Below are 12,937 nucleotides of genomic sequence, written 5' to 3'. Positions count from 1 at the left end.
GGACGCGGGCATGATTTTTGCCGACGACTCTTTGCTTCTTGAGGAGGTTTTGCCGATGAAGATCGCTCAGATCGCACCGCTCGCCGAAAGTGTTCCACCGAAACTATACGGGGGAACCGAGCGTATTGTCTCCTATCTAACTGAAGAACTCGTCCACCAAGGCCACGATGTCACACTATTTGCTAGTGGTGATTCCGTTACCAGCGCAAAACTGGTGCCGTGCTCGGGCGTCGCGCTCAGGCTTGACCCCACCGTGAAGGATCCCCTACCGCACAAGGTGATCATGTTGGAGGAAGTCCGCCAGCGGGCGCGCGAATTCGACGTGCTGCATTTCCATATCGATCTCATGCATTTCCCGCTCATTAGGGAGTTTGCAGACCGAACCGTGACAACGCTGCATGGGCGTCTTGACCTGTCAGATCTCCGTCCGATCTACAGGGCTTTCCCCGACATTCCGCTGGTGTCCATCTCCAACGACCAGCGTCGCCCAATGCCGCCGGTCAATTGGTCAGGAACAGTTTATCACGGCTTGCCCCTCGATCTGCTTCCCTTCACAGAAAAACCAGCCGGAAACTATCTCGCCTTCCTCGGCCGAATTTCTCCGGAGAAGCGCCCGGATCGCGCCATCCGAATTGCCGATAAGATGGGAATGCCGCTGAAGATTGCGGCCAAAATAGACAATGCCGACAAGGCCTATTGGGAAACCGTGATAGAGCCGATGGTGAAAAACCATCCGAATGTAGAATTCGTTGGTGAGATTAATGAGCATCAGAAGGCAGCCTTCCTTGGCAATTCGGGCGCCCTGCTCTTCCCGATCGACTGGCCGGAGCCCTTCGGTCTCGTCATGATAGAGGCAATGGCGTGTGGCACACCCGTTATTGCTTTCCGTTGCGGTTCCGCGCCCGAAGTAATCGATGAGGGCATCTCCGGCGTGTTGGTCGATAGCGTGACGCAAGCAGTGGAAAATATCGAGTGGGTGTTGCGGTTTGATCGGCGGAAAGTACGGGAGAAGTTCGAGGAACGCTTCAGCGCCGAACGGATGGCTCGAGACTATCTCAACATCTATCGGCAATTGCCTGGCACGCGGACGCAAGCTGCACCGCTTCGCCGCGCGAATGGTCACTCCCTGGATCTTCAAGTCGTGGCATAGGAAACGGAGATTGCAGCCGGATCGTTTCTGCATCATGAGCACGACTGCTTCTGCCAGATAACCCGGCTGGGGTCCGAATGACAGGCCTCGGTCGGGGGACACGCCAGCCCGCTCCGTGCAGGTGTGCGGGGCATAGGAATGCGATATCGTCCTGATCATCCATAATGAAGCTGCGCCAACCCATCTCCTGCTCACACTGCCCCAAAACATCGTCTCGAAATCCCGGAACTCGTGCTTGACGGAAACTGCATGCAGCCCAGCCGATCCATCGAGCGATCAGGCAATGCGATGTTCCTGCGGTCGCTGCGCGGGAATTGTCAGCATTGGATCGGGCAAGGATTGCGGGACTAGATGCGCCAACGACCATCATATGCTGACCCTGATCTGGAGACCGCAGCTCAAGTCAGCCAAGTTGCCAATTTCCACTCCGAGATCAATTTTTTGCCAGGGGTAGCTTCAGCCACTTCGAGCAGCACCGATGATCAGCGCAACCGCTGCACTATTTCGAAGAGGCGGTCGCGGGATCGAGCGAGGTTCTTCATCGGTGCCGTCGCGACGCCAAGCAGAAGTCCGGATTCGGCGCCCTCAGGTGACACATACCAAGGGGAAAGCGGCGACGGATACATGCCGTATGTCAAAGCCTCGCGTGCCACTGCAATATCCCGCGTTCCCTTAGGCAACTTGAGCAGCACGGCCAGACCCGGCGCAGTAACAGAATCGGCGCCGACGGATGATTGAAGACAATCCAGCAGTGCTTGCCGCTTGGCCGCATAGACCCGTTTAGTGCGTCGCAGGTGACGCATATAATGCCCCTCATGTATGAATTCGGCAGTTGCGAGTTGCACCGCAGGCCCAGGTGGCGGCGCCAGACACGCGGCCACTTCGGCAAAACCGAGAGATCAGTTCTATCGGCGTGACTAGAAAGCCAAGCCGAACTGTCGGACTGATCTTCTTACTGAACGAGCCGATGTGAATGACGCGCCCGTCTCGGTCCAGCGACGCGAGCGCCGGCGCGGCCCTGCCCGCCAGCTGCAGTTCGCTGAGATAGTCGTCTTCGATTACCCAGACCTGGTCCACCGCCGCCCATTCGAGCAGATGAAGCCGTCTTTCGAGTGACAAGGAAGGACCGAGAGGCGCCTGCTGTCCTTGACCAAGACGAGCTTCGCGTCAGGATAATTGCGAAAGCCGGCGGTACACTTCTCCAATATCGAGTTCCCGCAAGCCTTCAACGAAGAGGTTGTGGCGTTTCTCAACCAGAAATCCGCCTGACGTTCTCGCGGAGATCCGAGTCGAACCCAGCAAGCGCCGCCTGCGGAACCTATTCAGGCGGCGTTTGTGCAAGGCCGGGAAGCTGCGTCCAAGGGCGACGTCAATCTTGAGCAGTTGGTACACCAGCAGCTCAACCACAGCATCAACGTCCGCAATCTGAAGCTCACGCAGTGGAAATGCTTTTTCGCAGCCCGTCCCCCATCCTCCACAACCGTATGGGAACACTCCTACTACATCGAACGCTTGCCAGAAGTATCTCGATGCCTTCCTCGACAGCCTGATTCACTGGGGTCCTGAAACGCTACGAAGCGTTACCAAGTAAGCGCTTCAGGCTTTGGCTTCTCGGCACCCGGCCCGCCAAGCACTGGGTGTTTTCGTTTCTGCCGAAAAAAACGCCTTTGAAGGCGCTTGACGTATTCATACCCTTATGGCTATACATCGATCCATAGCCAATCAGGTATGATTTCTCATGTCGAATGTTCAGGACAGGCTTTTCAGGGCGCTTGCCGATCCGACCCGACGCGCCATCTTCGAACGTTTGTGCCGTGAAGGCGAGAAGACCGTGGGTGTTCTGACGGTCGGAGCCGGTGTTTCCCAGCCGGTCGTTTCGAAGCACCTGGCGGTGCTCAAAACCGCCGGGCTCGTACGCGACCGTCATGAGGGTCGCCAAACGCATTACAGCGCCGAGATACACGCTCTTGCCCCTCTGGCGGACTGGACGACCGAGATGGCCGGCTTCTGGGAAGACCGGTTCGACGCCCTGGAAGATTTGCTCAAAAGGATGGACCAATGAACAAAATCGTACCTGAAATCCGCTCCGTCATCGTCGAACGGGAGATCGCTTTCTCACCGGAGAAAATCTGGCGTGCGCTGACGCAGCCGCATCTGCTTGAGGAGTGGCTGATGAAGAGCGACTTCAAGCCTGTGCGCGAACACAGCTTCAAGTTCACTGCAGAATGGGGCTCCGTCGATTGCAAGGTGCTGGAGATTGAGCCGAACAGGACGCTTTCCTACACTTGGGATGCCTACGGCCTCGAAAGCACCGTGACCTGGACACTGACGCCTGCCGGTCGGGGCACGCTACTGCGCATGGAGCAAGCGGGCTTCCGCCCGGATCAGGAGCAGGCTTACCAGGGTGCCATGTTCGGCTGGCAGCGCTTCATAGACAATCTGCAAGAGGTTCTGGGGCACGAAGACTGAGACAAAGGCATGACCTATTTGAGGAGGAAATATCAGTGAATTGGAACAAGTTTATTCGTCAGCTTCACCGCTGGCTGTCGATCATTTTCACGTTGACGGTCATAGCCAATTTCGCCACCATGGCCTTCGGCACGCCGCCGGCCTGGATAGTCTATTCGCCGCTGCCGCCCCTTTTCCTGCTGCTTTTCAGCGGCCTATACATGTTCGCGTTGCCCTATTTCACCGGTCGACGCGAGCAGCTATCGGCGGCAAGGTAGCGAAATGCGGTTCCCACTAACAACCGCGGCTCGCAGCCTGTCACATCGCTGCAATCCGAGACTTCTACATCACACCGCGTTTCATCAGCTGATATTCCCCTTTTCAGCCGCGGCATCATCGCCGACTCGCAATATGCCGCCATCGAACCGCCGATCGAGATGAGCAAGGAGGTCAGTACCTTCTCCCCACCGGAAAACTATCCGAGTCGGGCGCTCAGCGTCATCAGCCACCATGCTGGCTGATGACGCTGAGAACGCGCATAAGTGGAATGCATCGCTAAGCGAGGAGCAGTTTGCCTGGATGGCACATCAGATCGAACAGGTGAAGGCCGAGCAGGGAATAGTCAATTGGCCATCTGGTTAAACGCGGCGTCGGAACGATTGGAAATTGCTGGAAATAGTCGAAGAACTTTCCGCTGTTATCTCGCGAGAAGGGCAACAATCTCGGTGGATTGACAATCCCGCTCCACCCGGTGAGGTTCTGAGGAGCTCATTCGCAGGACTTATTTCTAGCGAACCGGGTCATTTGACGAAAGTTTCCCTTTTTATTGCTTCGGAAGCCGGAGACAGCTTATGATAGATCACACGACCTTATTGACTTACTGCGCAATCGTTCTTGGGTTCGTTTTCATACCCGGGCCGGCCACACTGTTGACCGTTGCGAGAGCAATGACATCAGGGGCGAAGGTTGGTGTCGCGACCGGAGCTGGGATCACGGCCGGCGATATCGTTCATACCTTCTTCGCAGTGGTCGGCATATCGGCGGTTATCGCCACATCGGCCTGGCTATTTGGCCTACTCAAATACGCCGGCGCGGCCTACCTGGTTTATATGGGTATTAAAGCGATATTGGCGAAAGCGCCGGCATCGATTGGACATAATAGGAGCCCTATCACTGCCAAGCTGGCGTTCCGGCAAGCTATTGTTACTGAAATCTTGAACCCGAAAACGGCGTTGTTTTTTCTGGCATTCCTCCCCCAATTTGTGCACCCCCAGAATGGGGCCGTCTTTTTTCAGCTTACCATCCTTGGCGTGTTATTCGCGACGATCGGGTTCATAAGCACCTTCGTGTTTGCCATCACAGCCGGTCACCTCGGACAATTCCTACGACGCCACCCCTCTGTCCTGAGGTGGCAAGGGAAATTTGTCGGAGGTATATACTGCGCCCTCGGCGTGCGGTTGGCGTTGCAAGAACGCGCATAGTGTCAATCGAGCCTCTGCCGCTTAAGGATGGGACTGCAGTGACCAGGGGCCGTCAAGCAGCCGACAATCTCTAAACCACGTGTTCCTTGGGCCGAAAACCGTTCCATCGCATCGCAGACGGCAGCGTGCGGAAACGTTGAAGAAGAGGGCACTAGCGCCGGACTCATGAATCTCCAGGAGAGCCGTTGCGCGCCTGACGCCCATGATGGTGGCAGCGTAATCGAGGTGGAAATCCACCTAGCAACACGCCGGAACTGTTCAGACAAACCGAGCCAGCTCATTGAACCCCGAAAGGTCGTTACCGTGAACTTCGCGCACAAGGATCATCGATCCTGCCGAAGTGTAGGAGACAAGGCCAGTCGGAACGTCCCCCGCGGCGAGCTTGCCAGCATTGACAACGTGCAGTCAATCAAGGTGTTCTTACTGGATGATATGTTCAGCGCGCAGATGACGGGCAAGGGCAGCTGCACGAGAACTCCGTGAATTTCCTCATCGCTGTTTAACGCTTGAACGAGAGCAGCGAGTTCGTCCTGCGTGGTCTGCTCCGACAAGGTGTGCTGGATTGACTGGAACCCACATTCCTTTGCCATCCGGCTCTTGGCAGACACTTTAGGTATGGGTTGCCGGATCGTGTCCGACGATCACCACCGCCATGTGGTTAAGGCGCAGTGCCGTCCGTTCTAGGGCTCGAAGGCTCGAAGGCTTCCTTCAGGCCGAAGCCCTTGCGCTCCCGCAGATCGAGATCCGCCTCGATGTGCGAAATATGGTGCAGCATAAGATGGCGCGCTGTCTCGATATCGTTGCGCTCGATGGCCGAGATGATGTCGCCATGTTCCGCATGGCCGCAGCTCGACACACTTGACTGGCCGTATAGCGCGATCACGAGCGACGAGCGGGCTATAAGCTCCTCCATGAAGCGCTGCATGATCAAATTGCCGGAGATCGAGGCAAGCATGAGATGGAAATCGCCCGACGCCTTGATCTCGGCGCGGCGTGCGGATTGACCGCGCTCGTTCATTAACCGGCCTTCCTCAAGCAGAAGCTGCTTTAGGTGCTGAGCCTCTGAGGGCGTGATCCTTTTTGCCGCTTCGCTGAGAATCCCGGGTTCCACCAGACGACGGGCAGCGAAGATCTGCCGGGCTTCATCTGGCGAAGGATACGCTACGAAAGCACCGCGGTTCTTCTCGACATTGACAAGTCCTTCATAGGAGAGGGCCTGCAATGCGGCGCGCGCCAGCGTCCGGCTGACATTGAACAGATTGCCGACATCGCTTTCCGAAAGCTTCGTGCCCGGCGAAAGCCTGCGTTCGACGATCGCTTCGCGAATGGCATCGCGGATCTGCTGAGCGCCGGTTTCAGTGGGACCAGAGGTTGTCTGAAGCGCGTCGACTGTAGAGTTCATGAAATCGAATACCTGATAATTGGCGTGATGGTAGCCGTATTCGTTGCAAAAGTTAAACGCAATCTGCCGCAAAATGTGGGCTAAATTGTATACGATCTCGCGAGATATTGCAGACAAAAAGCCTATTTCATGTGCAGACGACTTTTTGCCTCTCCCGAGGCAATTTGCTGAGTTTGCCGTAAAAATCCATGATTCACAAAGAGTTGGTGCACTGCACCGGAACTGGCACGGCAGATGCATTGTCTTTCTCAAACAGAGGAAGACACGATGTCGAAAGCGGCAGAGATCGATATAGCATCCGTTTCGAAGGTCTATGGCACGACGACCGCAGTGCATGCGATCAGCCTGAAGGTTCCGGCCGGCTCCTATTGCTGCTTTCTCGGGCCGTCCGGCTGCGGCAAGACGTCGACCCTTCGCATGATCGCTGGTCATGAAAGCATCTCGTCGGGCGATATCCGCCTCGGTAACATCGTCGTCACCGATTTCCCGCCTGCCAAGCGCGGCACGGCGATGATGTTCCAATCCTACGCGCTCTTTCCCCATCTCGACCTCATCGACAACGTCGCTTTCAGCCTGAAGATGAAGGGCGTGGACAAGGACGAGCGCCGGGCCAAGGCGCTTGAGATGTTGAAGCTGATGCAGATGGAGGCCTATGCCACGCGGCGTCCGGCGCAGCTTTCCGGCGGGCAGCAGCAACGTGTGGCGCTCGCCCGCGCGCTAATTACAGGCCCCGAGGCCCTGTTGCTCGACGAGCCGCTGTCGGCGCTCGATCCGTTCCTGAAGATCCGCATGCGCGCCGAGTTGAAGAAGCTGCAGAAGACGCTCGGGATCACCTTCGTGCATGTGACGCATAGCCAGGAGGAGGCCATGGCGCTCGCCGATATCATCGTCATCATGAACGATGGCAGGATCGAGCAGGCGGCCGCGCCGCGTCAAGTCTTCGAACGTCCAGCGACTGCCTTCGTCGCACGCTTCATGGGAGACCACAACGTGCTCTCCGGGCGGGTTACGTCCAGTGAGGACGGCGTTCTGACGATGACGGTGCCCGAGGGGCAGACATTTTCCGTCCGTGGAACCGGCAGGGACGTAGGCGAGACTATCGATATCGGCATCCGCACCGACCGCGTCCGCCTGCAGGAGGCCTCCGAAAAAGCCCTCGGCTTCAATGGCATCGTTTCCAACATCGAATATCGCGGCGCGTCGGTGAAGATCACCGTCATCGGCGCGGGCAGCGACGACTTCACGGTCATCGCAAGCGACGGCGACTACTTCGCCAAACCTGTATCGGTCGGCGATGCGGTGTCTCTGAGCTGGGCCCTGGAGGACGCAATCCTCCTTGGCCCGGCTTCCGCATAAATTTCAAGCATCACAAAAGGGGAACTGACATGACGACTGAAACGAAGACGACCAAGGCGGTAAAGGGAATCTCCCGCCGCTCGCTATTGAAGACCGGCGCTGCCGCCGCCGGCGCGATCGCAGGCTCCGGCCTCATCACCGGCTTTCCGACGATCTGGGCGCAATCCAACATCACGCTTCGCCAGTTCGGCACCGGCGTTTCGAACATCAATGCGATCGCCGAGAAGTGCAAGGCCGATCTCGGCATTACGCTGGAGATGACGGCGACCGATTCCGATGCCGCCGCCCAGCGCGCCGTTACCCAGCCGGACAGCTATGACATTGCCGACATCGAATACTGGATCGCCAAGAAGGTCTTCCCGACCGGCGTCATGCAGCCGATGGACGTCAAGAAGCTCAAATATTACGACAAGATCGTGCCGCTCTTCATCAACGGCAAGCTGAAGCCGGACAGCGTCATCGCCCAGGGCACGGCGCCGCACACGGTCGGCTTCGTCGAAGCGCAGGGTTCCAAGAAATTCGCCAAGGAGCCGACCCAGTGGTTGACGATGGTTCCGACGATCTACAACGCCGACACGTTGGGTATCCGTCCGGACTTGACCGGCCGTCCGATCACGAGTTGGGCCGACATTCTCGATCCCGCCTTCAAGGGCAAGACCGCGATCCTCAACATTCCGTCGATCGGCATCATGGATGCGGCGATGATCATGGAAGCTGCCGGCAAGATCAAATATGCCGACAAGGGCAACATGACGAAGGCAGAGATCGACAAGACGATCGACTTCCTGATCAAGACCAAGGGTGACGGCCAGTTCCGCGCCTTCTGGAAGTCCTTCGACGAAAGCGTCAATCTGATGGCGTCGGGTGAAGTCGTCATCCAGTCGATGTGGTCGCCGGCCGTTGCCGCCGTCCGCTCGAAGGGCATCGCCTGCACTTTCCAGCCGCTCAAGGAAGGGTATCGCGCTTGGGGCGGTGGTCTCGGCCTCGCCTCGCATCTCAAGGGTGCTCAGCTCGACGCCGCCTATGAATATATCAACTGGTACACGTCCGGCTGGGTCGGCGGCTATCTCAACCGCCAGGGCTACTATTCCGCCTGCATGGAAACGGCCAAGCAATTCATGTCGGCCGACGAATGGGGCTACTGGATCGAGGGGAAGCCGGCGCAGGGCGATATCCTGTCTCCGGAAGGCAAGGTCATGGAGAAGGCCGGCGCCGTTCGCGATGGCGGCTCGTTCGAAGCCCGCATGGGCGCGGTCGCCTGCTGGAACTCGGTGATGGACGAAGACCGCTACATGGTTCGCCGCTGGAACGAGTTCATCGCCGCCTAAGGAGCATCGCCCTCAAATCAAATCCTCTCCCCGAAAGCGGGGGGAGGAAGCCGCAAACGGAGAGACCGGAACATGGCGACGATCGCTTCCTCAGAGACGGATCAGGCAGCGCGAAAAGCGGGTGGCGGACGTGGTTTTAGCGTGCCGCTTGGGCTCGTCTCCTATCTCCAGGCGGCGCCGCTGTTTCTGATCCTGAGTTTCTTCTTCCTGCTGCCGATTGCAATGATCGGTGTCGTTAGTTTTTGGGACTATGATTTCGCCGGTCTCTATCCTGCCTTCCTGACCACGAATTACACCGACACACTGGGTTCGTGGGTCACCTGGAAGACCTATCTCAACACACTGAAGTTTACCGCCATTGTCTGGGCCCTGACGCTGGTGATCGGCTTCGGGGTCGCCTATTTCCTCGCCTTCCACATCCGCCGCACGTCGACGCAGATGATCCTCTTCCTCATCTGCACCGTACCGTTCATGACGTCGAACATCATCCGCATGATCTCCTGGATCCCGGTACTTGGTCGCAACGGTCTCGTCAATTCGACCCTGATCCAGATGGGTCTTATTCCGAAGCCGATCGAATGGTTGCTCTATTCCGATTTTGCCGTCGTGCTTGCCATGGTGCATCTCTATACGCTGTTCATGGTGACGCCGATCTTCAACACGCTGATGCGCATCGATCGCTCCCTGTTCGAAGCCGCCCGCGACGCCGGAGCCAGCGGTTGGCAAGTCCTTTGGAACGTCGTGATCCCGCTTGCCAAGCCTGGCATGGCGATCGGAACGATCTTCGTCGTCACGCTGGTCATGGCGGATTTTTCTACGGTGCAGGTCATGTCCGGCGGCCAGAGCGCCTCCATCGCGCTGATGATGAAAAACCAGATGTCGCTGCTGCAATATCCGGCTGCGGCTGCCAACGCGGTGGTGCTGCTGATCCTCGTCCTGCTGATGGTTTCCGCCATCCTGCGGGTCGTCGATATCCGCAAGGAGCTTTGAGATGAACCGCGAAAAACGCAGCCTGGAATTCTACATCCTTGCCATCTTTTTCATCGTGTTCGTGCTGTTTCTCTACGGCCCACTTTCGGCGGTCATCATCCTTTCTTTCCAAGGACCGGATGGCGGTCTGACCTTTCCGCTAAACGGCGTCTCGCTGCATTGGTTCGCAAACCTCTTCGAGAAGCAGGCGGTCGGCGATTTTGGCGCCTCGTTCCGCCGATCGTTCGTGCTCGGGCTGATGGTGATGGTCGTCACGGTCGTCGTGTCCTTGCTGGCCGGCCTTGCCTTCCGCCGCCGTTTCCGCGGAGCATCGCTGCTGTTTTACGCGACGGTCGCCAGTTTGGTGGTTCCGTCCATCATCATCTCTCTCGGCATCGGCGTCGTCTTCCAGCAGGGCGGTCTTGCTCCGGCATGGTATTCCTCGGCTTTCGGCGCGCATTTGACGTGGACGCTGCCCTTCGGCGTGCTGATCATGTTTGCCGTTTTTAACCGCTTTTCGCCGGCTTACGAGGAGGCCGCGCGCGATCTCGGGGCGACTTCATGGCAGACCTTCCGCCATGTCGTACTGCCAATGATTGCACCGAGTCTGATCGGCGTCGGTCTGTTCGGCTTCACGCTGTCCTATGACGAGTTTGCCCGCACCTTGATGACATCGGGCACCTACAACACGCTACCTCTCGAAATCTACGGTATGACCACCAACGTCACCACACCCGTGCTTTATGCATTGGGAACGGTGACGACGCTCTTTTCCTTCACCATCATTCTCGTGGCGCTCGGCATCATGGTGATGCTCGGCCGCCGGCAGGCCAAGAAGAACTGACCATCATGCGTTTATTGCTCATCAATCCCAATACCACTGCATCGATGACCGAAAAGGCCGGGATTGCCGCGCGCGCCGTCGCCGCATCCGGCACGGAAATCGTCGCCGCCACGTCGCGGATGGGACCTGCCTCCATCGAGGGATATTATGACGGAGCGCTTGCCGTTCCGGGCTTGCTCAGCGAACTTAGGGAACGCCGGACAATGGGTTACGATGCGGCGATCATCGCCTGTTTCGATGATACCGGCCTCGAAGCCGCACGGACGTTTTCGGATGTCCCCATTCTGGGGCTTTGCGAATCCGCCGTGGCGACCGCCGCCTTTCTCGCCCAGCGCTTCACGGTCGTGACGACGCTGGAGCGTTCGCGCATCCTGATCGACAATCTCGTTCAGCGTTACGGCATGGGTGGGCGGGCGAAAGTGCGCGCGTCCGATATCGCCGTGCTGGAACTCGAGGATGCCGCCTCCGGCGCGATCGGCAAGTTGCGGGCGGAAATCGAACGGGCGCTCGAAGAAGACGGGGCGGAGGCGATCGTGCTCGGCTGCGCCGGCATGACCGATCTTGCGCGCGAGCTGCAGGAGATCTACGGGGTGCCAGTAATCGACGGCGTCGCCGTGGCGGTCAAACAGGCGGAAGCACTGGTGTCCCTTGGCCTCTCGACCAGCAAGCGCGGCTCCTATGCCTCTCCGTTGCAAAAGCGCTTTACCGGTGCGATGAGCGATTTCGCGCCAGCGTAAGCCTCAGACTGAATAGTGGCGGGATCAGGCGAGAAGGATGCGCCCGCCGCAATCAGAGGTGATGGGCAGTTTATATGTGGATGCCGGCGCTCGCTTATCTAAGCGCGGCTCGATCCCAGCATTCGAGCGGTAGTGGAACTGCCGATGTGATCGGATTATCGATCTGCTTTTTGGTGGTTGAAAGCTCTTGAAGGGATATGAACTGTCGCCCGACCACTATTATGACTCAAGTCAGTGATTCCAGTGCAAGGGCACACCCGCAAATGCTAGCGAAACCGAAATATGACCGATAGCGGGAATAATCGGCCATCGCCTCGGGTGCGAGCTCGAGAAGCTCTTTCGACCCGGGGCGTCCCAAAAGACGGATGAAAGTCGCTCTGGGCTTATCGACTTGCGTGGCCTCCAGATAGGCGGACTCAAGCGTTTGGTGAGCCAGGTCGGATCGTGCCCGAAGGTAATCTTCAGTTTGGCGCGATCGAGTCGATACTCGCTGGGCAGAGGGCCGGTGCAACTTGTTTCGATGATCGATCTCGAATCGAGAAGAACTGCCGTCGTCGTCCGCAGAAGGCCGCAGGTTGCCGCAACCACGGCAAAAATTGAGGCCCAGATCGCCCAAACGATAACTCGCCTCCGCATCAAAAATGCCGGACGGTCGATCATTTCCACAACCGGACCATACCGAGACGGCCTGCGAACGGATGCGGAGAGGCCCGCAACGATCGCGATCTGTGCCAGGTAGGTGGCGACAAATATCGCCCCCATCCGCTGGCCGCAGTCGAAACTTGAAAAAAGGCCGCTGTCTAGGACCACCATCACGCCACTCCGGTTTGCGTGACAGCCTAGCGCGCCATGCCGAACGAACTCTTACTCCGAAGCTCGGGTAGATGATGTCCCAGGGAGTGGTGTAGCTCGGTCGATCGTCGAGCTTTCCGGACAGGGCCGGGAACGGGTCAGCTTGCCGCAGCAGGCAAGTTGATGAGCGGATCATCGCTCATTGTCGCGATGGTTTCCAGTGTCATGTACCGCGAGCGCTGAACAGCCCACTCATCATTTTGCTCCAGAAGCAAAGCGCCGACGAGCCTGACGATGGCATCGTCGTTTGGAAAGATGCCGACGACCTCGGTCCTTCGCTTGATTTCTCCATTCAATCGCTCAATCGGGTTCGTGCTGTGAAGCTTGGTCCAGTGCTGCTTGGGAAAGGTCATGTAGGCGAGGACATCTT

The 12,937-nt window shown here is 57.9% G+C and carries 12 protein-coding genes and 2 pseudogenes; 10 read left to right on the top strand and 4 right to left on the bottom strand.

What is annotated here, in order from left to right; translation table 11 throughout:
• Window positions 1-55 precede the first annotated feature (55 nt).
• Entirely contained in the window at window positions 56-1,150 is a 1,095-nt protein-coding gene (locus K290_RS0129515) for a glycosyltransferase family 4 protein (RefSeq protein ID WP_028755073.1), read from the top strand.
• Window positions 1,151-1,632: 482 nt separating this feature from the next.
• On the opposite strand, the pseudogene K290_RS35340 reads toward K290_RS0129515, so the two are convergent.
• Window positions 1,633-2,337, bottom strand: a pseudogene (locus K290_RS35340) (aminotransferase-like domain-containing protein); the annotation flags it as partial.
• Between the two features lie 551 nt (window positions 2,338-2,888).
• Here K290_RS35340 and K290_RS0129495 point away from each other — a divergent pair.
• From K290_RS0129495 to K290_RS0129475, 4 genes are all read left to right on the top strand, one after another.
• The gene (locus tag K290_RS0129495) at window positions 2,889-3,212 is read left to right on the top strand and encodes an ArsR/SmtB family transcription factor (protein WP_028755069.1); all 324 of its coding nucleotides are present in this window, start codon (window positions 2,889-2,891) and stop codon (window positions 3,210-3,212) included.
• A complete protein-coding gene (locus tag K290_RS0129490; protein WP_028755068.1) occupies window positions 3,209-3,619 on the top strand; it encodes an SRPBCC family protein in 411 nt (136 codons plus the stop codon). The genes K290_RS0129495 and K290_RS0129490 overlap by 4 nt, the downstream gene beginning before the upstream one ends.
• Before the next feature lie 35 nt (window positions 3,620-3,654).
• Complete coding sequence (locus tag K290_RS0129485) at window positions 3,655-3,876, top strand: hypothetical protein (protein ID WP_028755067.1); 222 nt, start codon at window positions 3,655-3,657, stop codon at window positions 3,874-3,876.
• Window positions 3,877-4,449: 573 nt separating this feature from the next.
• The gene (locus K290_RS0129475) at window positions 4,450-5,079 is read left to right on the top strand and encodes a LysE family translocator (RefSeq protein WP_028755066.1); all 630 of its coding nucleotides are present in this window, start codon (window positions 4,450-4,452) and stop codon (window positions 5,077-5,079) included.
• Between the two features lie 279 nt (window positions 5,080-5,358).
• Here the strand turns inward: K290_RS0129475 and K290_RS36670 are convergent.
• Both K290_RS36670 and K290_RS0129465 read right to left on the bottom strand, forming a co-directional pair.
• Window positions 5,359-5,778 (bottom strand): annotated as a pseudogene (locus K290_RS36670) (tetrahydrofolate dehydrogenase/cyclohydrolase catalytic domain-containing protein); the annotation flags it as partial.
• Window positions 5,738-6,481: a GntR family transcriptional regulator gene (locus tag K290_RS0129465; protein ID WP_028755064.1), complete on the bottom strand. Its 744-nt coding sequence runs from the start codon at window positions 6,479-6,481 to the stop codon at window positions 5,738-5,740. The pseudogene K290_RS36670 and the gene K290_RS0129465, both read right to left, overlap by 41 nt.
• A gap of 267 nt (window positions 6,482-6,748) precedes the next feature.
• On the opposite strand from K290_RS0129465, the gene K290_RS0129460 reads away from it, so the two are divergent.
• The 5 genes from K290_RS0129460 to K290_RS0129440 all read left to right on the top strand — a co-directional run bounded on the left by K290_RS0129460 (window position 6,749) and on the right by K290_RS0129440 (window position 11,715).
• Window positions 6,749-7,837 carry an ABC transporter ATP-binding protein gene (locus tag K290_RS0129460; RefSeq protein ID WP_028755063.1) on the top strand — a complete coding sequence of 363 codons (1,089 nt, stop codon included), beginning with the start codon at window positions 6,749-6,751 and terminating at the stop codon, window positions 7,835-7,837.
• Window positions 7,838-7,866: 29 nt separating this feature from the next.
• On the top strand, window positions 7,867-9,165 hold the full coding sequence (locus K290_RS0129455; protein WP_028755062.1) for an ABC transporter substrate-binding protein: 1,299 nt from the start codon (window positions 7,867-7,869) through the stop codon (window positions 9,163-9,165).
• Window positions 9,166-9,237: 72 nt separating this feature from the next.
• On the top strand, window positions 9,238-10,155 hold the full coding sequence (locus tag K290_RS0129450) for an ABC transporter permease (protein ID WP_028755061.1): 918 nt from the start codon (window positions 9,238-9,240) through the stop codon (window positions 10,153-10,155).
• A gap of 1 nt (window position 10,156) precedes the next feature.
• Window positions 10,157-10,978: an ABC transporter permease gene (locus K290_RS0129445; protein ID WP_028755060.1), complete on the top strand. Its 822-nt coding sequence runs from the start codon at window positions 10,157-10,159 to the stop codon at window positions 10,976-10,978.
• 5 nt (window positions 10,979-10,983) lie between these two features.
• On the top strand, window positions 10,984-11,715 hold the full coding sequence (locus tag K290_RS0129440) for an aspartate/glutamate racemase family protein (RefSeq protein ID WP_028755059.1): 732 nt from the start codon (window positions 10,984-10,986) through the stop codon (window positions 11,713-11,715).
• A gap of 950 nt (window positions 11,716-12,665) precedes the next feature.
• On the opposite strand, the gene K290_RS35335 is transcribed toward K290_RS0129440, so the two are convergent.
• A partial coding sequence (locus tag K290_RS35335; protein ID WP_037136583.1) for an IS256 family transposase occupies window positions 12,666-12,937 on the bottom strand: 272 nt, incomplete at its 5' end.

Source organism: Rhizobium leucaenae USDA 9039 (assembly GCF_000426285.1).
GTDB lineage: Bacteria > Pseudomonadota > Alphaproteobacteria > Rhizobiales > Rhizobiaceae > Rhizobium > Rhizobium leucaenae.
This window is presented reverse-complemented; position numbering and strand designations above follow the sequence as displayed.

Bases quoted from the DNA above. Each gene is read 5' to 3' on its own strand.
- K290_RS0129515 (WP_028755073.1), top strand. From the start codon at position 56: ATGAAGATCGCTCAGATCGCACCGCTCGCCGAAAGTGTTCCACCGAAA.
- K290_RS0129495 (WP_028755069.1), top strand. From the start codon at position 2,889: ATGTCGAATGTTCAGGACAGGCTTTTCAGGGCGCTTGCCGATCCGACC.
- K290_RS0129490 (WP_028755068.1), top strand. From the start codon at position 3,209: ATGAACAAAATCGTACCTGAAATCCGCTCCGTCATCGTCGAACGGGAG.
- K290_RS0129475 (WP_028755066.1), top strand. From the start codon at position 4,450: ATGATAGATCACACGACCTTATTGACTTACTGCGCAATCGTTCTTGGG.
- K290_RS0129465 (WP_028755064.1), bottom strand. From the start codon at position 6,481: ATGAACTCTACAGTCGACGCGCTTCAGACAACCTCTGGTCCCACTGAA.
- K290_RS0129460 (WP_028755063.1), top strand. From the start codon at position 6,749: ATGTCGAAAGCGGCAGAGATCGATATAGCATCCGTTTCGAAGGTCTAT.
- K290_RS0129455 (WP_028755062.1), top strand. From the start codon at position 7,867: ATGACGACTGAAACGAAGACGACCAAGGCGGTAAAGGGAATCTCCCGC.
- K290_RS0129450 (WP_028755061.1), top strand. From the start codon at position 9,238: ATGGCGACGATCGCTTCCTCAGAGACGGATCAGGCAGCGCGAAAAGCG.
- K290_RS0129445 (WP_028755060.1), top strand. From the start codon at position 10,157: ATGAACCGCGAAAAACGCAGCCTGGAATTCTACATCCTTGCCATCTTT.
- K290_RS0129440 (WP_028755059.1), top strand. From the start codon at position 10,984: ATGCGTTTATTGCTCATCAATCCCAATACCACTGCATCGATGACCGAA.